Genomic DNA, 20069 nt, shown 5'->3' with positions numbered 1-20069 from the left:
GCCGGTTCCAACGCCAACAGCTCCGGGAGACCCTCGCCATGCGCGAAGTCCTGACGAAGAGCATGGCCCGGAACATCTTCTATGGCGGGTCACTGTTCTTCATCCTTATCTTCATCGGCCTGTTCATTCATGGCCACTGGTACATCGTGAACGTCTCGACCGACCATGCCGGGATCACCGAATCCGTCGCGCGCGGCAAACATGTCTGGGAAAAGAAGGCCTGCGTGAACTGCCATTCGATCCTTGGGGAAGGCGCCTATTTCGCCCCCGAGGTCGGCAATGTCATGGCCCGCTGGGGCGTCGCAGACGATCCCGAAGCCGCATTCGAGACCATGAAAGGCTGGATGGAAGCCCAGCCCTCGGGCGTCGAGGGCCGCCGCCAGATGCCGCAATTCAACCTCTCGGACGAAGACATCCGGGGGCTGACCGATTTCCTTCTGTGGACGGGCAAGATCAACACCCAGGGCTGGCCCCCGAATGATGCCGGTTAAGGAGCCAAGCAGATGAAATACCAATCCCAAAAGATCGCGCTGGCCTATATCCTGGTCGCGCTGGCCCTTTTCGCCGTGCAGGTGACGATGGGCGTCGTGCTGGGCTATATCTATGTCCAGCCCAACTTCCTCGCGGAAGTGCTGCCCTTCTCGGTGGCGCGGATGCTGCACACCAATTCGCTGATCGTCTGGCTGCTCACGGGTTTCTTCGGCGCGGCCTATTTCCTGATCCCGGAAGAGGCCGAACGCGAAATCCACTCGGTGAAAGCCGCCTATATCCAGCTGGCCATTCTGGTCATTGGCACGGCGGGCGTCGTCGTCACCTATCTCTTCAACCTTTTCGAGGGCAATTTCCTTCTGGGCCGTGAGGGTCGCGAGTTCCTCGAACAGCCGAAATGGGTCAAAGCGGGCATCGTTGTCGCAGCACTCATCTTCCTGTGGAACGTCACCATGACGGTCGCCAAAGGCCGCAAGACGGTGATCTCCACGATCATGCTGATCGGCCTCTGGGGCCTGGCGCTTCTGTTCCTCTTCTCCTTCTACAATCCCGACAACCTCGCGCTCGACAAGCAATACTGGTGGAACGTCGTCCATCTCTGGGTCGAAGGCGTGTGGGAGCTGATCATGGCCTCGATCCTCGGCTTCCTGATGCTGAAGCTGACGGGGGTTGACCGTGAGGTCGTGGAAAAATGGCTTTATGTCATTGTCGCCACCGCGCTCTTCTCGGGCATTCTCGGTACTGGTCACCACTATTTCTGGATCGGGATGCCCGGCTACTGGCAATGGATCGGCTCGATCTTCTCTGCCTTCGAGGTGGTGCCCTTCTTTGCGATGATGGCCTTCGCCTTCGTGATGGTCTGGAAGGGGCGGCGCGATCACCCGAACAAGGCCGCCCTCCTGTGGAGCCTCGGCTGTTCGGTTCTGGCCTTCTTCGGTGCCGGTGTCTGGGGCTTTCTGCACACGCTGCACGGGGTGAACTACTATACCCACGGCACGCAGGTGACGGCGGCCCACGGGCACCTGGCCTTCTACGGCGCCTATGTCTGCGTCAACCTCGCGCTCTTCACCTATGCGCTGCCGATCCTGAGACAGCGCGACCCCTATAACCAGGTGCTGAACATGGTCGGCTTCTGGCTGACCTCGGCGGGGATGGTCTTTATGACTTTTGTGCTGACCTTCGCGGGCACCATCCAGACCCATCTGCAACGTGTCATGGGCCAGTATTACATGGAGGTGCAGGACCAGATCGCGCTCTTCTACTGGATGCGGCTTGGCTCGGGCGTCGCGGTGGTGATCGGGGTCTATATCCTGATCTATGCGCTGCTGGTGCCGCGCCGCCGCGAGATCATCGAACCCGGCCCTGTCATCAAACATGCAGCGGAGTGATCCCATGGACGGCAATCTTGCGACCAGGAAACATGGGGAGGGGGCTCAGGCCCCCTTCTACCTCGCGCAGGGCGATGAATGCGATGTTTTCGCCGCTGCTTTCGCCAACCGCCTGCCGCTTTTGCTGAAAGGCCCGACCGGCTGCGGCAAGACCCGGTTTGTCGCCCATATGGCCGCGCAACTGGGGCGTCCGCTTTATACGGTCGCCTGCCATGACGACCTCTCCGCCGCCGATCTGATCGGGCGCTATCTCCTGAAAGGGGGCGAGACGTCCTGGGTCGATGGCCCCCTGACCCGCGCTGTGCGCGAAGGCGCGATCTGCTACCTTGACGAGGTGGTCGAGGCAAGGAAAGACGTGGCCGTCGTTCTGCACCCGCTGACCGACGACCGCCGCATTCTGCCCATTGACCGGACGGGCGAGGAATTGCAGGCCGCGCCCGGCTTCATGCTGGTGGCAAGCTACAACCCCGGCTACCAGAACATCCTGAAAACGCTGAAACCTTCGACGCGGCAGCGGTTCCTCTCGGTCGAGTTCACCTTCCCGAAACCGGCGCATGAGAGTGCGGTGGTGATGCGTGAAAGCGGCCTTGATGAGGGGCGCGTATCGCTGCTGGTCAGGCTTGCGGGCAAGCTGCGCGGGCTGAAAGGCCAGGACCTGGAGGAGGGCGTTTCCACCCGCCTCGTCGTCTATGCCGCAACCCTGATCGCAGGCGGCATGGACCTGAACCGTGCCATCCGCGCCGCGATGATCGAGCCGCTGACCGATGACCCCGACACCCGCCGTGGCCTGATGGATCTGGTCGTGGCAGTGGTGGGGTAAGCCGTGGCACATCCCGACATCACGCCCCATGACTTCACATTGTGGGAGCCGGAAGAAACCGTCGGCAAGGTCTGGCACCGGCTGGCCGCCCGCATGGACCCGCCCGTCCGCTTCCCAGAGGCGGCGGTGCGGTTTGACGAGATGCGCGGCCGGATCGCAGTGCTGTTTCGTGGACTTGGCGGCGATGCGGATGTCGAACTGAAACCGGTGGCGGATGAAACCTCGCGCCACCGGATCTCCTGGCGGCGCTGGCTGGCCTTTGATGCGGAACAGCTGCCCCGTGCCAGTTTCGACGGCGAGGCGCTGCGCCTTCCGGTTGAGATTGCGGCCTTTTCCAATCGCGAAGACAATGAGACGCTCTATCTCTGGCTGGCCGCCGCCGCCGCCCATGCCCCCGAGATTGCGCTGGAAAACGACCCTTTGCGCGCCGATCTGGCGGCGATCCGGGCGGGCATGGCCATGACCCGCGCGACACTGGCCGCCGCCCCGGGTCTTTGCGCCGTCCATGCCCGGCTTCGCGCGGCGCATCTCGCTTTGCGCCAGCGCCCCGTGTTGCGCGGCACCGAGGCGCATATCGAGACCCTGATCCGTCACCTGCTTGGGGGCCCCGCCGCGCCCGAACCCGATCTTTTGCGGCATTACGACGACATGCCCGCCCATTGGCAGGCGCCGAAAGGCTATCGCCCCTTCCTGCCGGTGCCGTTCTGGCCCGATCTCAGGGCGCTTGCACGCGGCAATCCGACCGAGGTGGCGACGCTGCCGACCGAGGGCACGCCCGAGGAATCCGGTGACGGCACCGCCCGCAAGGCGCGGCGGATGAAGGCCGATCAGGCCGAACGCAAAGACAGCCTGATCCTCTACAAATTCGAGGCCATGCTGACCTGGGCCGAGATGATGAACATCAATCGCCGGGTCGAGGATGACGATCTCGACAATGCGAAGAAGGCGGCGGAGGACCACGAGGAAATCGTGCTCGGTCAGCTCTCTCAGGCCCCGGCGACGAAGCTGAAACTGCATCTCGACCTCGCCCCCGAGGATGTGGATCGTGAGCGTATCGCAGGCGTTTCGACCTATCCCGAATGGGATGCGCGCAGCGGGGCCTGGCTGCCCGATCACTGCCGCGTGCTGGCGACGCCCACCGAGCCGGTGCCCGGCTGGCAGGGCATCACCGATGGCGCCGCCCGCAAGCGCATCCGTGCTGTGAAACGCCAGTTTGAGGCGCTGCGCCCGGCGAAGCTGATCCACCATGCCCAGCCCGATGGCGAGGATCTCGATCTTGATGCGGCTTTGCGCAGTTTCACCGACCTCAGGGCAACCGGGCGCGGATCGGACCGGATCTGGCAGCAGTCGCGCCCCGAAAACCGCGATCTGGCGGTGTCGATCCTGATGGATGTCTCACGCTCGACCGAAAGCGCGGTCACGGGCCGCGCGGTGATCGACATCGCGCGTGAGGCGCTGACCGCGCTGGCCTGGGGGCTTGACGCCTGCGGTGACCGCTTTGCCATTCAGGGATTTTCCTCGCTGAAACGCGACCGGGTCTGGATCCATGACTGCAAGGGCTTTGACGAGCCGATGGGGCAGGGGATCGAGGCCCGCATCCACGCTTTGCGCCCGGGCTTCTACACCCGCCTCGGCGCCGCGATCCGCCATGCCGCAAAGGGGCTGGCGGAAGAAGGCCGCTCGCGCCGGCTGCTGATCGTGATCACTGACGGCAAGCCCAATGACCTCGACCATTACGAGGGCCGCCACGGCATCGAGGACAGCGCCATGGCCGTGCGCGAAGCAAGACGCGCGGGACATGCGGTGTTCGGCATCACCATCGACCGCGATGCGCAAAGCTGGTTCCCGAAGATCTTTGGCCAGGGCGGTTTCCAGGTGATCCGCGAACCCGACCGCCTGGTCACCGCGCTGCCCGAAATCTACCGCCAGCTGGTGCTGTGATGAAGGTGGACGATCTGCCGGGCGAACTGATCCTCTGGATCCTGATCGCGTCAGAGCTGGCGGTCTTCATGGCCGGGGTCTCGGTCATGGTGGTACTGGGTCTGATGGACCCAGAGGGCTTTGCGCAGGCGCAGGCCCAGCTTGACGGGCGGGCGGCGGCGCTGAACACGGTCGTTCTGGTGACCTCGGGCCTTTTTGCCGCCCGGGCCGAACGGGCGGCCTTCGCGGGCCAGGCGGCAAAAGCGCGGCGCGGGCTTTTGCTGGCGGCCCTGGGGGGTGTGATCTTTCTGATCGTGAAGGGCGTGGAATATGCCCGCGACATTCAGGCCGGTATCGGCATCGAAAGCCATCCGTTCTTTACCTTTTACTACCTGCTCAGCGGGTTTCACGCCGCCCATGTCGTCGCGGGCGTTGTGGTTTTGCTGCTGGTCGCGTGCCGCGCGCAGCCCGAGCCGGTGCAGGCCGGCGCGATGTTCTGGCATATGGTGGATCTGGTCTGGGTGCTGATCCTGCCCGCAATCTGGCTGATCTGGTGAATAGCATGGACCCCTTGACCAGAACCTGGGCCCTGCTGATCGCGCTGACCGCAGCCACCACGGCGCTTGCCGGTGTCTCTGGCCCGCTGGCGGTGATCCTTGTGCTGCTGCTCGCCTTTCTGAAGGCGCGGCTGATCCTTGGCCGCTTCCTGCATCTTGAGGCGCCGCCGGGCTGGCTTGCGGCCTTCACCCTGCCGGTCGGGTTCTGGCTATGTCTGATCGGAGCGGGCTATGTGCTTACCCTCAGATAGCGCGGCTGAGCGCGCCCGAGCCGTCATTATGGGCCAGCGCCTGCAGCGCGGTCACCGAGGCAATTGCGGCGCTGGTCTGGGTCACGCTTACCCCGAAATCGCGCAGCCGGGCAAAGGCGCGGCTGAGGCTCTCGGGTTTCATCCCCAGCCGTCCGGCAATCAGCGCCTTGTCATAGGGCAGGGTGACGGTGGCGGTGGTCGCACCTTCGGGGCACAGCTCCAGCAGGAATTCCGCCACCCTTTGCGCGCCGGATCGGGCCTTCAGCTGCTCGATCTGTTCCACAAGCCCTTGCAGATGCAGGAACGTCGCCGACAGAACCGAGATTGCGGTTTCGGGATGGGCGTGGAGAAGATCAAGGAACCCCTGCGCGGGAACTGCCAGCACTTCGGCCACCGTTGTCGCCTCGGCCGAGACCGGATAGGCCGCGCGGCGCAGCGCGATCGGTTCGCCAAAGCTCTGGCCGCGCGTCATCACGCCGACCACCGCCTCTGTGCCATTCGGCGCGATCCGGTAAAGCTTCACCCAGCCCTCGGTCACGATATGGATCGCCTGCGCCGTATCGCCGTGATGGAACAGCGCTTGCCCGCGCCGGAGCTTTCTGACATGCGCGCCGTCCAGCAGGCGTCCGGCAATCCCGGGCGGCAGGCTGGAAAAGAGCCGCGACTGGCAGGCGATCCTGCGATGGAGCGGGGTCAGAGGCGGGCGCATCCGGTTCGGCCTTTCGGGTAGGGAGATGACATATGGACTGGCTGAACTTTGCACTGGCACTGGCGGCTTTCTTCGCAAGCCATGCGATCCCCGCCGTGCCAGTGGTCAAGACCCGGGGCAAGGTGGTTCTGGGGCGGGCGGGATATAGTGCGGTCTTTGGTATCCTTTCGCTGGCGGTGCTGGTCTGGGTGGTGATCGCGGCGGGACGTGCGCCCTATGTCGGGGTCTGGCCGCAATATCCCTGGATGCGATGGGCGACCAATATGCTGATGCCGGTCGCCCTTTTGATCCTGGTGCTGGCTGTGGGCAGCCCCAATCCGCTGAGCTTCGGCGGGCGCCGCGCCGGCTTTGACCCGGCACGTCCCGGTATTGCGGGCTTTGCGCGCCATCCGCTTTTGTGGGCGCTGTTCCTGTGGTCGGTGGCCCATCTTCTGGTGAATGGCGATCTGGCGCATGTGATCCTCTTCGGCGGGTTCGCGGGTTTCTGCCTCATCGGGATGGGTATGCTGGACCGCCGCCGCCGCCGTGAAATGGGGGAGGCAGAGTGGCATCGCCTGGCCCATGGCACCTCAAACCTGCCGCGCCCCCTGCGGCTGCTGCCTGCCGTGACGCTGCCCCGCCTGCTGGCTTTCGCAGCACTATGGGCGGCCGTGCTTGCCGCCCATCCGCATGTCATCGGGGTGTCGCCCTTGCCCTGAGATCGGGCAAAGGGGCTGTCAGGTCACTGAACCTGGGCGATTGCAGCGTCCATCCGCTCACGCGCTTTTTTCGGCAGCTTGGCAGTTTTGGCAGCATCGAGATTGGTTGGCGCATCACCGACCTGGATCAGCGCAATCATGCCCATGGCGAAATGGGGGGTGCATTTCACACCGTAGAGCCCGGCTTCGGTGACGTTCAGCGTATATGCCTCACTGATCTTGCTTTTGAAGACCTCGACCCCTTCGGGCAGGATGTCCTTGAGCGCCTCGACGTTGTGGCTCTTGTCGGTCGGGATGAAATTGATGGTGTCGCCGGGCTCAGCCTTCACGAAGGCGGGCTCGAACACCATGGTGCCGGATTCGCCCTTATTCAGCATAAGGACTTCGTGTTCGGCGGCAAAGCCTGCCCCTGCCAGCGCAAGAACGAAAGCGGGAGCGGCGAGAAGGGTGGCAAGTTTCATATCAGATCTCCGGTCATGCGGACCGGGGTTCCGATCCGTTGAGACCAGATCTAGGGCGATTCTGCCGCGCGCACTTTGCGATATCGCAAAGAGCAGAAAACATCTTTGCCGCGCCGCCTTACTCCTCGGGATCGGCGATTTTCGCCAGCCCTTCGGCATCGGTAACGGTCAGCTTCTGGCGCCCGCCCTCGACCAGCCCGCGCGCCTCCCAGGCCGACAGGAGCCGGGAAACGGTATGCAGCGTGGTGCCGGTCATCTCGGCAATGTCCTGGCGGGTAATGGGAAAGTCGATGCGGGTGCCTGCCTCTTCGATCCGGCCGGCCTTTTCGGCCAGGCGCAAAACGGCATGGGCGACGCGGCGCTCGACCTCCTGGGTCGACATCTCGCGCAGCCTCGTATGGGCCTCATCCAGCCGCTGGCCGATGGTCTGCATCGCATTGATCGCAAGGCGGGGATTGTTCTCGACCACCGCATCCCAGTCGGCCATCGGCCAGGAGATCACCAGCGATTCCACCGCAGCCTTTGCGGTGCCGGGATAATCGGGCCGCGCCAGCGCCCGGGCAAAGCCGAACAGGTCACCGGGATGGACCACCCGCACCATGACCTGCTGGCCGTCAGGCGTGACCTGGCTGACCTTGAGCCGCCCATGCAAAAGCAGGTAAAAGGCCACCGCCTCGCCGCCTTGCTCGAAAACCGTATCGCCCTGCAGGATCCTGACCGGCGTGGCGCGCGTCATCAGACGCGTCAGCGCCGCCGGTTCCATCTGCCGGAACAAGGGAAGATTTCGCACAAGAGAGATGTCGATCGCCACGCTTTGCGCTTTCACCCGGACCTTTCCCTTCGGTGCCGCAAAATGAGGTGAAAGCAAAGCATTGATATTCCTCTTGACGAAAATACTCCCGCCGGAGGCTTCCCGGCAGGCCAGCCAGCGATCAACGGGTCTCTCTCACCAGCCGGAACCCCAGATTGGTCGGCGGCACGCCGACCGAGCAGCCGCCCGATTTCGGATCGCGGACAAAATCAATGATCGCGGCGCGGTGCAGCCCTTCGGCGATATAGATGCCGCAGCTTTCCGTTTCGCGCAGGATGGTGCCGCTTGCGTCAATCTCGCCCCGTCGCAGACAGGTCGAGGTCCATTCCCAGACCGCGCCGCCGATATCATGCACGCCCAGCGAATTGACGTTCAGACTGCCGACAGGCCGGATCTCGCGGTCCAGATCGCGTGAGCGTGCCGATTCAACCTGGTACTCCGCCAGCCAGCGCACAGATGGGTTGGCGGGATCGCTTTCGACCCCAAGCGCATCATCGCGGAAAAGTTCCGCCGCCGCATGGGCCCATTCGACGTCCGAAGGCAGCCGCCAGGTCTCGCCGGTCTGCTCAGAGAGCCAGGTGGCATAGGCCTGCGCGTCATACCAGTTCACCGCCGTGACCGGCAGATCAGGCGTGGCGGCGATCTGGCCGGGGGCCGCGCAGGCGTCTGCCGCCACGCAATCCATCCAGTCGCCATGGCTGACCGGCATGGCCATGATCTCAACCGGGGCCGGGATCGAGACGACAGCCAGCGGTGCATCCACCGCGAGACCATTCCTTTGCCAGTCGCCGTCGATGCGATGCTCAAAGGGCGCTGGCTCCAGCCGCACCACAGCTGGCGAGAATGGCCCCTCGGGCAAGGGTTCACTGGCCGTTCCCGGCAGCACAAGCTGCAATGTGCCCGCAAGGGCGGTCACGAGGCCCGAGAGGAATATGGTGCTGATTTGCATGGCAGATCTCCCGTCAGAACGTCCCGCTGCGCAAGATCTGCGCAGCGGGGGGGGGGGCGGTTGCGGCTCAGATCGGCCCGTGATCAGATCGGGCCGGGGGCCAGGACCTGCATCATCAGGTCGTCGTTCCACTCACCCTCGACCACGACATGGGCGGCGGCGCCAAGCTCGAAAGCCTCGATCAGATTGTGGTTTACATAGGCGTAGATGCCGGGCTGCTCGAAAGTATAGACCATCAGGCCAGCCGTGCCGCCGGGGATGAACCAGGTTTCCAGACCGCGCTCGGGCGGGTTGTTGAACTTGCCGGTGGCCCAGACATAATCGCCATGCCCGCCGATCAGGTGGGGCCGGGTGTCGCGGTTTGCCTGGCCATGGATGAAGGCGACCGTCTCGCCGACCTTCGCCGTCATCGCATTATCGCCGGTCAGCGCCCCCACCGCGCCATTGAAGACCACATGGGTCGGCGTCAGCGTCCGCATCACGGCCAGCACATCCTCATAGCTTTCGCCGGGGCTGTCATATTGCTTCCAGTTGCCGGCCTCATCACGCGGCACATAGAAATCCTGTTCGCCGACATAATAGACCTTGTCATATTTCACCGGCTCGCCCTCGCGGCCTTTCAGACCGTCGCGCGGCAGCACCATGATCACGCCATTCATCCCCGAGACCACATGCCAGGCCACCATGCCCGGAGGGGCGCAGTGATAGACGAAGACGCCCGGCTTGGTGGCCTTCCAGCGCAGAACGGTCTTTTCGCCCGGATTCACCTGGGTCAGCGCCCCGCCGCCAAGCGCTCCGGTCGAGCTGTGGAAGTCGATATTGTGCATCAGCTCATTGGTGTCGGGGTTGATCAGCGTCAGTTCGACATAATCGCCCTCATGCACCACCATCAGCGGGCCCGGCACCGTGCCGTTGAAGGTCGAGGCCCAGTAGGTCGCGCCAGAATCGTCAAGGGTGATCTTCTTCTCGATGATGGTCATCTCGAATTCGACCACTTTCGGGCCGCCGGTTGCCACCTGTTCATGTTCATGGACAAAGGGCGGATCGACCAGCTTGACCTTGACGCGCGGCAGGCTGGAAATATCGGTCGCGGCTGCCGGGGTCAGCACCTCTTTCGTCTCGGCCGCGGCCTGGCGGATCTGGGTCATCGCGCCTGCAATGGCGGCGCCTGCAAGGATGGTGCGGCGGCTTACGGGCAGGGTGGGCATGGCTGGTTCCTTTCGCTCATGTCACTGAATTGCTTCCGGTTCTGATCCGGTTGAGCCAATCATGCCCTGGTCTTGCCCCCCCTTCGTTGAGCCGGATCAAATGCCAGGTGGCGAAATGCTCCGTTGCTTGCGGCAGCACAAAGAGCAGAGAGATTTCCGCTCTAGCTCTTGGACAAATCGCCCAGGTCCCCGAAAGAACCAACGCCATGATCTCACCAAAACGCCCCCGTATTCCGCGCGGCCTGAAACAGGACGGATTTGCGATCTGGTCCTATGGGTTCCGCCCGTTCTTTCTTGGCGGAGCAGTCTGGGCGGTGCTGACCATGCTGCTCTGGATCCTCGCGCTGGCGCGGGGCCTGCCTTTGGGCGGCGATTTCGGCGCGCCCTTGTGGCACGCCCATGAGATGGTCTTCGGCTTTGCGCCTGCGGTGCTGGCGGGGTTCCTGCTGACCGCAATCCCGAACTGGACCGGCAGCCTGCCGGTCTCAGGCCGCCCGCTGATCGGGCTGGTGGCTTTGTGGCTGGCCGGTCGGATCGCGATGGCCTGCGCGGGTGTCACGGGCACGCTTGCGGCCTCATTGCTGGATGCAGCCTTCCTGCCGGTGTTCCTGGCCCTTTGCGCGCGTGAGATCATCCGGGGCCGCAAATGGAATGACCTGAAGGTGCTGGCAGGGGTCTTCGCCATCAGTCTCGGCAATCTGGGCTTTCATGTCTCGCTGCATCTGGGGGGCGATCCGCATCTGTGGCTGCGCGGAGCGGTGGCGGGTTATGTCGCCCTGATCCTGATCATCGGCGGCCGCATCATCCCCAGCTTTACCCGCAACTGGCTGAACCAGCGGGGGGCGACGCTGTTGCCGGTGGCCTATAACCGCTTTGACATGGGGGTGATTGTCTTTTCGGTCGGGGCGCTGGTGGCCTGGGTCTTTGCGCCGGAAGAGCGGCTGATCGCGGGTCCGGCGCTGGTCGCAGCGGCCCTGAACGTGGCGCGGCTGGCACGCTGGCGCGGGGTGTCGGTTACGGGCGAATGGCTGCTCATGGTGCTGCATCTCGCCTATGCTTTCGTGCCGCTTGGCCTCGTCTCCATTGCGCTTGCCGCGCTCGGGATGATCCAGCCGGTCTCGGCGCTGCATGTGCTGACGGTGGGGGTGATCGCCACTATGATGCTGGCGGTGATGACGCGGGCGACGCGGGGCCATACCGGCAGGCCGCTGGCAGCCACAGGCCTGACCATCGCCTCTTACCTGAGCCTTTTTGCGGCGGCACTGGCGCGACCATTGGCGGATCTGACCGGCTGGCCCGGCGTGATGGAGGCCTCGGGCGCGCTCTGGATCCTCGCCTTTACCCTCTTCATCCTGGAATATGGCCCGATGCTGATCCGGGTCCGCAGGAAGCCACGCGGTGAGGGGGCCTGATCCGGGCATGAGCCAAAAAGGGCAGCTTCTGCTGCCCTTTTGTCTCAGAATGCCAGATGTCTCAGAATGGCAGAGGCTCCATCCGCTCCGGCGTCCAGGGCGGGTCCCAGCTGAGGCGGATCTCGGCTGCCTCGATCCCCGGCACCGCCAGCACCGCCGCCTCAACCCCGAGGCGCAGCATTTCGGTCAAAGGGCAGCCGCGCGTGGTGGTGGTCATGGTGACATGGGCAGAGACCCCTACGATGCGCGCCTCATAAATCATGCCCATCGCGATCAGATCGCGGCCGGTTTCGGGGTCGCAGACCCCGCGCAAAGCCTGTTCCAATCCGGCGGCGATGTCAGTCATCCTTCGCCCCCGCCCGCACCATCAGCCGATAACTCTGGCCATCAGCCGCGTAATTCCCCGCCCATTCATGGCCGCGCTGCGCGAGTTCGGGGAAGAGAAACATCGGCTCGCGGTCGAGCAGCGCAAACAGAACCTGGCCGGGTTCGAGCATGGTGACCTCCTCCAGAATACGCACCATCGGCTCCGGCGGCTCCAGCCCGATCAGCTCCAGCACCAGCGCCGGGTCGGGCCAGAAGCCTGCTCCGGGCGCCGACCCGGGCGCCATGCCCGCATCGGCAGGGCCGCTGCCCTGCGGCGTGAAGGTCACTTCCCAGACGCCATCCTCGCGCCGCCGGTCGGCGCAGTCAAAGCCGCGATTGGCCATGACATTGAACAAGGGCGCCGGCCGGAACGGTGCCAGCATCCTGAGTGCCTGGCCGGGCTGAAGCGCATCAATCGCCGCCATGATGGCGCCGAAAGGCTCTTCGCCTTGCGCAAGGATCGGGCGGACATCAAGCTCATGGGGAGGGGGCGTTGTCATATCTGGTTCTCTGCGGAGTGCTGGGATTTCAGGAAGGCGGGCAGGATAAGGGGCGGCAGGAGGCCCGGGCGCTCGGGTGCGGGCAAATGCGAGAGGCTGCGGATCGCCACCAGCTCGCACAGGATCTGCGTTGCGGCAATCAACAGGCCGCAAAGCGCGAGACGGAAGCCCGCGTGAAAGCCGGTCGCCAGCGAAAGCGTGCCGATCGCGGCAGAGAGGCTCCAGATCGTCAGCGCGAGGCCTGCGCGGCGCGGATGGGTCAGGCTTTGCACGGTCGGAACCTTGCGCCGCCCGATCAGCGGCGCGAAGATCTGGATCCAGGTCAGAAAGGCGGTAATGCGGATCATCTGCGCGAGGGTCAGCGTTGACAGCCAGCCGACAAGCGCCGCGAAGACGCTGGCCCGGGCCAGCGCGCCGCCCTGCCAGATCGCGAAGGGCAAAAGCAGCACGGAAAGCGCGAGGAAGCCAAGCGCCATCCGGCTCCAGGACATGTTCAGCTCGGGATGGGCGCGCCTGCGCGCCTGCCAGAGCCGCCGGACATCATCGAGATAAAGCGCGGCTCCTGCCAGCGAGATCCCGCAAACCGCGATCAGCAGGGGCGTTATGCCGGCATCACCCGCCAGCATCAAAAGTCCGGTCAGCATCAGCCCTGCCATCATTGCGGCCAGCGCAAACACCGCGCGGCGCTGCCAGCTGGCCGCTTCGGGTGCCAGCAGGAACATAGCAAAGAGCTTGTAGCTGACCCCGAAAGCCGCAAAGGTCAGAAAGCCGCCAATGCCGAACAGCATATGCAGGGGCAGTGCCTGGCTCAGATCGACAGCAACGCGGCTGCCGGCAAGGGTCGAGACCATCGCGGCCCCGCTGAGCCAGAGACCTGCGAGCCCCGCCAGCGCGACAAGCACCATCCTGACCTCTGGCAGGCGCAGGGTTTGCCGGGTGACCAGTGTGGCCAGGATCATCACCGCCAGCATCGCAAAGCCCAGGCCCAGGGCAACCGGCCCCAGCAGAAAGAAGGGCCGGGCGATCTCATAACCGTCAAGGCTGAGAAAGCCGCCCGCCAGTGCCAGGGTGCCAAGCGATGAGGCAAGCAAAGCCGGCAGGGCAAGGCGCGAAAAGGCCAGCGGGCGCGCGGCCAGCACCGGCACGAATTGCACCAGTGCCCCCAGCATGACCTGCGCCAGCCAGCCAAGCGCAAAGAGATGCACGATGGCAAGCGCCTCCGGCCGGTCGAAATCCTCCGGGCCGATACCCGCCGCCAGCGCCAGCACAAGCGCCAGCAAAAGGGCGATCATCGCGCTGCCGAACCAGCTCAGCGTCCAGGGTGAAAGTGACTTTCCCGGCATCCTGATCCCTCGGAAATCCAGACCCGAAGATACAGGGATGCGAAGGAGCGTCATTGCGCCGCATCAAACAGGGGCGCAAGAGCGCCGGCTTCCGCATGTCCCGGCGTCTCCGGGCAAGGGGATGAAAGACGGGGGAACCGCGCCGGGGCGGGATAGTCTGACGGGCTCTCCCGGCAAAGCGGCAGGTGCCCGCATCAACGATTTTGGCGATACCGGCACCGGCCCTGATCCGTGCGCGAAACGGATAGCGCCCGCCTGGCGCATTCAGACCCATCATGGCCCTGATCTGCGTAACCCATGTAGTGGGTCTTGCCCCGCAATGGCGCGTGCGGGCGTGTTGACGTGGCCCCGCCCCAGGACTGTTTCGCCGCGCCGAAATCGGACCGGGGGGCGGGCCGTCCTTACACAGATCTCACATAGACCGGCAGGGGCTGCACGCCCGACAAAGCCCAATATCCGGAAACGGAATGGCAGGGCGGCTTTCGACATCGGAGAGATCTGGAAAGATGCCGGCCGCTGGCAGTGGCACGGCATTCCGCCCTTCTGTTGCTGCGATTGAAATGCGGATCGGGTGATCACCATAATCGCTCTGGTCGGGAGCGGCGCAGTTGCGACAATGGCGCGGCTCCCAATCACCGCGGCCATGGCCGTTTCCGGTTTCCGCCCTGGAATCCGTTCACCATCCGCGACGCCGGTGGCACAGGGCTGAGGGTCCCAAAGCTGCGGCTGAGGTCAAGCATCGACAGGCGGGATATGCCGATAGCCCGGTCGACCCTTTCCAGCGCGGCACGGGTATACCTGAGGGAAGTCTGTCTGGTTCCAGACCCGGGCATCAGCCGCGTTTCCAGGCGGGCAACCGCAGGGCGCGACGAAAGGTGAAACGGGGGTGTGCCGTTCAGCCAGCCGAGCGGACAGCGCCACCAGAAGCGCCGCGCTGTCGCGGCAGGCCTGCCATCTGCGTTGCGCGGTGCTTCGCCGCGCGGCTCAGCTGATATCCACAGCCCGGCGATAGGCCCGCTGGCCATAAAGCAGCGCTGCCGGATCCCCGGACAGGGTGACGCCCACGACATGGCCGACAAAGATATGATGGGTCTCCCAGTATAGCGCGGTAGCAAGGCGGCATTCGAACACGGCCGTTGCGCCGGCGATATTGGGCTGACCCAGATTGCCGGGCTGCCAGGGCACCTGGGAAAACCGCTCGCCATGATCGGCCATACCGCTGCGGCCGGCAAAGATATTGGCGACCTCATGCTGGCCCTCATGCAGCAGATTGGCGCAGAAGGCGCGGTTCTTCAGGATCGCTGTCGCGGTCGAGCTGCGGTGATGGATACAGGCCAGCAGCGAGGGATGGTCGCCATCCGCCGAAACCGAGGTCAGCGAAGAGATCGTCACGCCAAAGCGCCCGGCCTCGCCATCGGTGGTGGCGACGGCAACAAAGGTCGCCGCCCGGCTCATGCCTTCGACAAAGCATCTGCGCAGTTCCGGGTCCATTCTCAGACTCCTGTACGTTTGTACAATTACATTGCATCGCACCGGCGAGGAAAGCCAGCGAAAATTGCGGCTCAGGCGCGGTCTTTCGGGGTGTAATCCCGCCAGAGCGGGCGCTCCAGACTGAAGACCTCGCCTGTGCGCACATAATCTGCGCCAAAAGAGCGACCAACCAGATCAAGCCCCGGCGTATCGACATGGCCGCGCGCGGCATTCAGCACGAAACGGTCCTCGATATGGATCGACAGCACCTCGCCCACCAGCAGCATCTGGCGCGGCCCGGTATCCAGCCGGTGAGAGAGCCGGCATTCCAGCGCGACCGGGCTGGCGGTGACCCGGGGCGGGGCGACCTTGGCCGATGGCGTCAGATCAAGGCCGGCAAGCTCTGCCTCGCTGACCCCGGCGGGCGCGTCGATCGAGGTCAGGTTCATCGCTCCGGCCAGCGCGAAGGGCACCAGGTTCACCACGAATTCGCCGCTGTCCAGGATATTCTGCGCCGAATGTTTCAGCCCGCCATCGCGGCCCGGGCTGATCCCCAGTACGACGGTCGGCGGCTCATCCCCCATCACGTTGAAAAAGCTGAACGGGGCGAGGTTCACGATGCCAGCGGCGGATTTCGTCACCACCCAGGCGATGGGGCGCGGCATGACGGTCGCGACCAGCAGCTTATAGGCGATGCCGGGTCCTGTGCTGTCCAGATCGAAATGCAAGGCTCAGCCCTCCTCTTTGCGCTGATGGGCCAGCGCGGCAATCAGATCGGTGCGGGTGACGATACCGGCGATGCGCGCGCCCGAAAGGATGGGCACCGCGTCATTCGGCCCTTCGGCCAGCAGCGGCAGCAGCGCGTGGATCGGCGTCTCACTTGTTCGCACCGGCACATGCGGGTCCATCACATCGCGGGCCCTGACGACAGGACTGCCGCCGGCGCCCAGCATCCGCGCAAGGCCGGCAACAAAGCGGGTGCCGCGCAGCTGTGCCTCTTCGACACCGCGCCGGATCAGGTGGATCTGGAAGATCACGCCCTTATAGCTGCCATCGGCCTCGACCACCGGCAACGAGGTGAAACCCCGGCTGCGAAAGATCGCGGCCACCTCGGTCAAAGGCGTATCGGGGCGCACGGTCACGAGGTCGCGCGACATGATCTCGCCGCAGGTGACGCCCTCGGAATGGTGCTGCGCCGCAAGGAGCTCGGCAGCCGAGATCAGCCGCGCAAGGTCTTCAACGCCGATATTGGCGCTCTGGCGGAAATCCTGCAAAAGCCCGGCAAGTTCGGCGCGCGAGACGCCAAGGCGTTCCAGCGGGCGCGGATCGGTGGTGCCCTGGGGGCCGGGCTGGCTGGGCTGGCGAAAGGGATAGCGCCGGCCGGTCATCGCCGCCGCAAGCGCCGCCACCGGCACCAGCGCCGCTGTGCCTAGCGCTACCGGCATCAGTACATAAAGGAAGCCCAGCTCTTCGGCCGCATGCGGGGACAGCACGGTGGCCAGCGCCACGGCGCCCCCAGGCGGATGCAGCGCGCGACACAGATGCATGGCCAGAACCGCCAGCGCCGGCGCCAGCACCACCCGCAGATCCGCCACGTCGATGGTCAGCACCAGCGCTACCCCCACCAGCGCCGAGACCGCATTTCCCACCACCGCCGACCAGGGCTGTGCCAGCGGGCTGTTCGGCAGTGCGAAGAGAAGCACCGCGCTGGCCCCGAAGGGCGCGATGACAAACAGACCCCAGGCCGAGGCGCCCGGGTCGGGGCTGAGAAACAGGATCAGCGCCACCATGCCGACAAACATGCCGGCGGTGGCGCGAAGGCTCTCGGTCCAGCCGGTGAACCCCATGGCAGGGCCGGCATGGCGGAGGGTCTGCCTCAGAAATGATCTCATGGCCGGGTTCCCTGTTGCGCGGGCCACTCTGCCCGATCAGCGGGCGAGCGCAAGCAGCCCGTCACAATCGAGATGGGTTTCCATGTGATCGGCAAGGCGGTCGAGGATCTGCTCTACCCCGGCGCTGTATTGCGTGGCGCCGGCGGTGATGCCGAACTGTTTCAGCCAGGCGGTGCGGAAGGCGTCGCTGGTGAACAGCCCGTGCAGATAGCTGCCCTCGACCCGGCCATCCGCCGAGCGCGCGCCTTCCGGCTGATCGCCGAGAAAGGCGAAGGGGCGGGCGCGGTCGGGGCCGGAGGTCACGCCGATATGGATCTCGTAGCCGTCAACATCGAGGCCGGTGGCGGCATGGCGGGCCGTGACCCGCGCCAGCCTTTTATCGCCGCTCATCACCGTTTCGACATCGAGAAGGCCAAGGCCCGGCGTCACCCCCGGTTCGCCCTCGATTCCGTCCGGGTCGGCGACCTGGCGGCCCAGCATCTGATAGCCGCCGCAGACGCCCAGGATCCGCCCGCCGCGCCGGTGGTGCGCCAGAATGTCGATATCCCAGCCCTGTTCGCGCAAAAACGCGAGGTCTCCGCGCGTCGATTTCGAGCCGGGGATCACCACCAGATCGGTATCCCCCGGTATCGGCTGGCCGGGAAGGATCATCTGAACCGTCAGATCGGGCTCCAGCTTCAGCGGGTCGAGATCGTCGAAATTCGCGATCCGGCTCAGCGCGAGGCAGGCCACTTTCACTCGCCCGTTGCCCGAAGGTGCCAGATCCAGCGCATCTTCCGCCGGCAAAAGCCGCGCATCGCGAAACCAGGGCAGCACGCCAAAGCCGCGCCAGCCGGTGCGGGCTGCGATCAGCCGGTAGCCATCCTCGAACAGCGAGGGGTCGCCGCGAAAACGGTTCACGAGAAAGCCCGCGATCTGCGCATTGTCGGCCTGGTCCAGCACGGCCTGGGTGCCGATGATCTGCGCAATCACGCCGCCCCGGTCGATATCGCCCGCCAGCACCACCGGCACATCGGCGGCCAGAGCAAAGCCCATATTGGCGATGTCATTCTGGCGCAGATTGACCTCGGCCGGGCTGCCGGCGCCCTCGACAATGACCAGATCGGCCCGGGATTTCAGGCGCCGGAAACTCTCCTGCACGGCCTCGGCGATCTTTGGTTTCAGGGCGGCATAGTCCTTTGCCCGTACCGAAGTCAGCCGACGCCCCTGCACCACCACCTGTGCACCGGTATCGGTCTCGGGTTTCAGAAGAACCGGGTTCATATCGCTATGCGGCCCGACCCCGCAGGCCAGCGCCTGCAGCGCCTGGGCGCGCCCGATCTCGCCGCCGTCCACCGTCACGGCGGCATTGTTCGACATGTTTTGCGGCTTGAAGGGCCGCACCACCAGCCCGCGCCGCCGCGCCACCCGGCAGAGCCCCGCGACCAGCAGCGATTTCCCCACATTCGAGCCGGTGCCCTGGATCATCAGGGCGCGGCCGGCTGTCTGGTCAGGCATCAGAATTCAACCCCCGCCTGGGCCTTCACACCGGCACGGAACGGGTGCTTCACCATCGCCATTTCCGTCACCAGGTCGGCCAGTTCCACCAGTTCCGGCTTTGCATTGCGTCCGGTCAGCACAACATGGGTCATCGGCGGTTTCTCATCACGCAAGAATGTCAGCACCTCGCCGAGGTCGAGATAGTCATAGCGCAGCGCGATATTGATCTCATCCAGCAGCACCATGCGGTTTCGCTCGTCCCGGATCAGCTCTTGCGCCTTTTCCCAGGCCCGGGCGGCGGCGGCACGGTCGCGCTCCAGATCCTGAGTCTCCCAAGTAAAGCCCTCACCCATGGTGTAGAACTGGCAAAGTCCGCCAAAGTTCTTCAGGATCAGATCGCGCTCTCCGGTCGACATCGCGCCCTTGATGAACTGCACCACGCCGCAGGGCATCCCATGCGCGATGCAACGCAGGATCATCCCGAAGGCCGACGAGCTTTTGCCCTTTCCCGGCCCGGTATGGACGATGATCAGCCCCTTCTCGCCGGTCTTTTCCGCCATCATCCTGTCGCGCGCGGCCTTGATCTTCGCCTTTTTCGCGGCGTGGCGCGCGGTCTCGGAGATGGGATCGGGAGCGTCAGTCATTCCTGGCCTCGCTTGACATTCTGTGGCGCTGGTGGCTTGGCTGTGGCCATCGCTGGTTCCTGCAATACAGCAGGCGAAGAGGGAATGCGACAGGCCGAAAGGCCCAGGCGCAGCCGCCCCCGCGACCGTGACCGGAAAGGTCGCCCAACCGCCACTGGCCGCCAGGCCGGGAAGGCAGGGCGCCCGCAGGGGGTATCCCCGAAATCCGCAAGCCGGGAGACCTGCCAGCGCCGGTGCCGCCCCCGTGGCGCATCAGTCGTAACGGGCGGCCGGGGTGGCCGCAGGTTGTGCCGTGCGACCCGCGCAGCGCCACCTGCACCCCGCCCGCCAGAGCCATGCCGGAGGGGCAGATGGCGGGTGAAGCCGAGCTTGTGGTCTGTACCACATGCAGATTGCCGGGCAGCAGCCCCGAAGCGCCGCGCGACGGTGCGCGGCTTTCCGATGCGCTGAGCGCCGGGGGCGTGGCGCATCGCCGCCAGGAATGCCTTTCCGCCTGTTCGAACGGCTGTGCCGTGGTGCTGCGCGGCCCCGGCCGCTGGACCTATGTGCAGGGCCGTCTCGACCCCGATCTGCACCTGGACGACCTTGTCACCATGTATCGCGCCTTTGCGGCGACGCCGGATGGCATCGTCCCCTGGCGCGAACGGCCCGAGGTCATCCGCAAGAACACAATCGCCCGTATCCCTCCGATGGAGATCTGAC

At 65.0% G+C, this 20069-nt stretch carries 22 protein-coding genes and 1 riboswitch; of the genes, 9 read left to right on the top strand and 13 right to left on the bottom strand.

Features of this window, described 5'->3' with window-relative positions; all coding sequences use genetic code 11:
• Nucleotides 1-38 precede the first annotated feature (38 nt).
• Genes DRF71_RS08550 through DRF71_RS08525 form a run of 6 tightly spaced genes read left to right on the top strand, consistent with a single transcriptional unit; the run spans nucleotide 39 to nucleotide 5425 of the window.
• Nucleotides 39-491, top strand: coding sequence for a c-type cytochrome (locus DRF71_RS08550; RefSeq protein WP_112310168.1), 453 nt, complete (start codon nucleotides 39-41; stop codon nucleotides 489-491).
• Nucleotides 492-503: 12 nt separating this feature from the next.
• Nucleotides 504-1877 carry a cbb3-type cytochrome c oxidase subunit I gene (locus DRF71_RS08545; RefSeq protein ID WP_112310167.1) on the top strand — a complete coding sequence of 458 codons (1374 nt, stop codon included), beginning with the start codon at nucleotides 504-506 and terminating at the stop codon, nucleotides 1875-1877.
• Nucleotides 1878-1881: 4 nt separating this feature from the next.
• The gene (locus tag DRF71_RS08540) at nucleotides 1882-2697 is read left to right on the top strand and encodes a CbbQ/NirQ/NorQ/GpvN family protein (RefSeq protein ID WP_112310166.1); all 816 of its coding nucleotides are present in this window, start codon (nucleotides 1882-1884) and stop codon (nucleotides 2695-2697) included.
• A 3-nt stretch (nucleotides 2698-2700) separates the two neighbouring features.
• Nucleotides 2701-4638 carry a nitric oxide reductase activation protein NorD gene (locus DRF71_RS08535; RefSeq protein ID WP_232831396.1) on the top strand — a complete coding sequence of 646 codons (1938 nt, stop codon included), beginning with the start codon at nucleotides 2701-2703 and terminating at the stop codon, nucleotides 4636-4638.
• Nucleotides 4638-5174, top strand: coding sequence for a cytochrome c oxidase subunit 3 (locus DRF71_RS08530; protein ID WP_112310165.1), 537 nt, complete (start codon nucleotides 4638-4640; stop codon nucleotides 5172-5174). Before DRF71_RS08535 ends, DRF71_RS08530 begins: the two co-directional genes overlap by 1 nt.
• A 14-nt stretch (nucleotides 5175-5188) precedes the next feature.
• Nucleotides 5189-5425 (top strand): cytochrome C oxidase subunit IV family protein, encoded by a 237-nt coding sequence (locus DRF71_RS08525; RefSeq protein WP_408634528.1) that lies wholly within the window; start codon nucleotides 5189-5191, stop codon nucleotides 5423-5425.
• Here the strand turns inward: DRF71_RS08525 and DRF71_RS08520 are convergent.
• Nucleotides 5418-6134: a Crp/Fnr family transcriptional regulator gene (locus DRF71_RS08520; protein ID WP_112310163.1), complete on the bottom strand. Its 717-nt coding sequence runs from the start codon at nucleotides 6132-6134 to the stop codon at nucleotides 5418-5420. The genes DRF71_RS08525 and DRF71_RS08520 overlap by 8 nt on opposite strands.
• A gap of 32 nt (nucleotides 6135-6166) precedes the next feature.
• On the opposite strand from DRF71_RS08520, the gene DRF71_RS08515 reads away from it, so the two are divergent.
• Complete coding sequence (locus tag DRF71_RS08515; RefSeq protein ID WP_112310162.1) at nucleotides 6167-6832, top strand: NnrU family protein; 666 nt, start codon at nucleotides 6167-6169, stop codon at nucleotides 6830-6832.
• A 23-nt stretch (nucleotides 6833-6855) separates the two neighbouring features.
• Here DRF71_RS08515 and DRF71_RS08510 read toward each other — a convergent pair whose 3' ends face one another.
• The 4 genes from DRF71_RS08510 to nirK form a co-directional block, all read right to left on the bottom strand.
• The gene (locus DRF71_RS08510; RefSeq protein ID WP_112310161.1) at nucleotides 6856-7293 is read right to left on the bottom strand and encodes a pseudoazurin; all 438 of its coding nucleotides are present in this window, start codon (nucleotides 7291-7293) and stop codon (nucleotides 6856-6858) included.
• A 118-nt stretch (nucleotides 7294-7411) separates the two neighbouring features.
• Nucleotides 7412-8119 (bottom strand): Crp/Fnr family transcriptional regulator, encoded by a 708-nt coding sequence (locus DRF71_RS08505; protein WP_232831394.1) that lies wholly within the window; start codon nucleotides 8117-8119, stop codon nucleotides 7412-7414.
• Between the two features lie 106 nt (nucleotides 8120-8225).
• The gene (locus DRF71_RS08500; protein WP_112310160.1) at nucleotides 8226-9053 is read right to left on the bottom strand and encodes an SUMF1/EgtB/PvdO family nonheme iron enzyme; all 828 of its coding nucleotides are present in this window, start codon (nucleotides 9051-9053) and stop codon (nucleotides 8226-8228) included.
• Nucleotides 9054-9136: 83 nt separating this feature from the next.
• The gene (gene nirK, locus DRF71_RS08495) at nucleotides 9137-10261 is read right to left on the bottom strand and encodes a copper-containing nitrite reductase (protein ID WP_112310159.1); all 1125 of its coding nucleotides are present in this window, start codon (nucleotides 10259-10261) and stop codon (nucleotides 9137-9139) included.
• A gap of 206 nt (nucleotides 10262-10467) precedes the next feature.
• On the opposite strand from nirK, the gene DRF71_RS08490 reads away from it, so the two are divergent.
• Nucleotides 10468-11673: an NnrS family protein gene (locus DRF71_RS08490; protein WP_112310158.1), complete on the top strand. Its 1206-nt coding sequence runs from the start codon at nucleotides 10468-10470 to the stop codon at nucleotides 11671-11673.
• Nucleotides 11674-11734: 61 nt separating this feature from the next.
• On the opposite strand, the gene DRF71_RS08485 is transcribed toward DRF71_RS08490, so the two are convergent.
• The 8 genes from DRF71_RS08485 to cobO form a co-directional block, all read right to left on the bottom strand.
• Nucleotides 11735-12019, bottom strand: coding sequence for a metal-sulfur cluster assembly factor (locus DRF71_RS08485; RefSeq protein WP_112310157.1), 285 nt, complete (start codon nucleotides 12017-12019; stop codon nucleotides 11735-11737).
• Complete coding sequence (locus tag DRF71_RS08480) at nucleotides 12012-12539, bottom strand: DUF2249 domain-containing protein (protein ID WP_112310156.1); 528 nt, start codon at nucleotides 12537-12539, stop codon at nucleotides 12012-12014. Before DRF71_RS08480 ends, DRF71_RS08485 begins: the two co-directional genes overlap by 8 nt.
• Nucleotides 12536-13882, bottom strand: coding sequence for a hypothetical protein (locus DRF71_RS08475; RefSeq protein WP_112310155.1), 1347 nt, complete (start codon nucleotides 13880-13882; stop codon nucleotides 12536-12538). The genes DRF71_RS08480 and DRF71_RS08475 overlap by 4 nt, the downstream gene beginning before the upstream one ends.
• A 984-nt stretch (nucleotides 13883-14866) precedes the next feature.
• The gene (locus DRF71_RS08470; RefSeq protein WP_112310154.1) at nucleotides 14867-15373 is read right to left on the bottom strand and encodes a flavin reductase family protein; all 507 of its coding nucleotides are present in this window, start codon (nucleotides 15371-15373) and stop codon (nucleotides 14867-14869) included.
• A gap of 71 nt (nucleotides 15374-15444) precedes the next feature.
• Complete coding sequence (locus tag DRF71_RS08465) at nucleotides 15445-16080, bottom strand: flavin reductase family protein (protein WP_198672120.1); 636 nt, start codon at nucleotides 16078-16080, stop codon at nucleotides 15445-15447.
• A 3-nt stretch (nucleotides 16081-16083) separates the two neighbouring features.
• A complete protein-coding gene (locus DRF71_RS08460) occupies nucleotides 16084-17244 on the bottom strand; it encodes an HPP family protein (RefSeq protein WP_112310153.1) in 1161 nt (386 codons plus the stop codon).
• Between the two features lie 36 nt (nucleotides 17245-17280).
• The gene (locus DRF71_RS08455; RefSeq protein WP_112310152.1) at nucleotides 17281-18741 is read right to left on the bottom strand and encodes a cobyric acid synthase; all 1461 of its coding nucleotides are present in this window, start codon (nucleotides 18739-18741) and stop codon (nucleotides 17281-17283) included.
• Nucleotides 18741-19367: a cob(I)yrinic acid a,c-diamide adenosyltransferase gene (gene cobO / locus DRF71_RS08450; protein WP_112310151.1), complete on the bottom strand. Its 627-nt coding sequence runs from the start codon at nucleotides 19365-19367 to the stop codon at nucleotides 18741-18743. Before cobO ends, DRF71_RS08455 begins: the two co-directional genes overlap by 1 nt.
• A 36-nt stretch (nucleotides 19368-19403) precedes the next feature.
• A riboswitch (cobalamin riboswitch) is annotated at nucleotides 19404-19610 on the top strand.
• Nucleotides 19611-19717: 107 nt separating this feature from the next.
• Between cobO and DRF71_RS08445 the strand changes: the two genes are divergently transcribed.
• Complete coding sequence (locus tag DRF71_RS08445; protein WP_112310150.1) at nucleotides 19718-20068, top strand: DUF1636 domain-containing protein; 351 nt, start codon at nucleotides 19718-19720, stop codon at nucleotides 20066-20068.
• Nucleotide 20069 lies beyond the last annotated feature (1 nt).

Origin of the sequence: Pseudogemmobacter bohemicus (assembly GCF_003290025.1) — a bacterium.
Taxonomy (GTDB): domain Bacteria; phylum Pseudomonadota; class Alphaproteobacteria; order Rhodobacterales; family Rhodobacteraceae; genus Pseudogemmobacter; species Pseudogemmobacter bohemicus.
The sequence above is the reverse complement of the archived record's forward strand: the minus strand, read 5'-3'. Positions and strand labels throughout refer to the sequence as shown.

What these genes read in the sequence shown, in the direction of transcription:
- DRF71_RS08455 (WP_112310152.1), bottom strand. Translation starts at nt 18,741, where the DNA reads ATGCCTGACCAGACAGCCGGCCGCGCCCTGATGATCCAGGGCACCGGC.
- DRF71_RS08550 (WP_112310168.1), top strand. Translation starts at nt 39, where the DNA reads ATGCGCGAAGTCCTGACGAAGAGCATGGCCCGGAACATCTTCTATGGC.
- DRF71_RS08475 (WP_112310155.1), bottom strand. Translation starts at nt 13,882, where the DNA reads ATGCCGGGAAAGTCACTTTCACCCTGGACGCTGAGCTGGTTCGGCAGC.
- DRF71_RS08470 (WP_112310154.1), bottom strand. Translation starts at nt 15,373, where the DNA reads ATGGACCCGGAACTGCGCAGATGCTTTGTCGAAGGCATGAGCCGGGCG.
- DRF71_RS08540 (WP_112310166.1), top strand. Translation starts at nt 1,882, where the DNA reads ATGGACGGCAATCTTGCGACCAGGAAACATGGGGAGGGGGCTCAGGCC.
- DRF71_RS08490 (WP_112310158.1), top strand. Translation starts at nt 10,468, where the DNA reads ATGATCTCACCAAAACGCCCCCGTATTCCGCGCGGCCTGAAACAGGAC.
- DRF71_RS08520 (WP_112310163.1), bottom strand. Translation starts at nt 6,134, where the DNA reads ATGCGCCCGCCTCTGACCCCGCTCCATCGCAGGATCGCCTGCCAGTCG.
- DRF71_RS08485 (WP_112310157.1), bottom strand. Translation starts at nt 12,019, where the DNA reads ATGACTGACATCGCCGCCGGATTGGAACAGGCTTTGCGCGGGGTCTGC.
- DRF71_RS08445 (WP_112310150.1), top strand. Translation starts at nt 19,718, where the DNA reads ATGGCGGGTGAAGCCGAGCTTGTGGTCTGTACCACATGCAGATTGCCG.
- nirK (WP_112310159.1), bottom strand. Translation starts at nt 10,261, where the DNA reads ATGCCCACCCTGCCCGTAAGCCGCCGCACCATCCTTGCAGGCGCCGCC.
- DRF71_RS08515 (WP_112310162.1), top strand. Translation starts at nt 6,167, where the DNA reads ATGGACTGGCTGAACTTTGCACTGGCACTGGCGGCTTTCTTCGCAAGC.
- DRF71_RS08500 (WP_112310160.1), bottom strand. Translation starts at nt 9,053, where the DNA reads ATGCAAATCAGCACCATATTCCTCTCGGGCCTCGTGACCGCCCTTGCG.
- DRF71_RS08480 (WP_112310156.1), bottom strand. Translation starts at nt 12,539, where the DNA reads ATGACAACGCCCCCTCCCCATGAGCTTGATGTCCGCCCGATCCTTGCG.
- DRF71_RS08530 (WP_112310165.1), top strand. Translation starts at nt 4,638, where the DNA reads ATGAAGGTGGACGATCTGCCGGGCGAACTGATCCTCTGGATCCTGATC.
- DRF71_RS08545 (WP_112310167.1), top strand. Translation starts at nt 504, where the DNA reads ATGAAATACCAATCCCAAAAGATCGCGCTGGCCTATATCCTGGTCGCG.
- DRF71_RS08510 (WP_112310161.1), bottom strand. Translation starts at nt 7,293, where the DNA reads ATGAAACTTGCCACCCTTCTCGCCGCTCCCGCTTTCGTTCTTGCGCTG.
- DRF71_RS08460 (WP_112310153.1), bottom strand. Translation starts at nt 17,244, where the DNA reads ATGAGATCATTTCTGAGGCAGACCCTCCGCCATGCCGGCCCTGCCATG.
- cobO (WP_112310151.1), bottom strand. Translation starts at nt 19,367, where the DNA reads ATGACTGACGCTCCCGATCCCATCTCCGAGACCGCGCGCCACGCCGCG.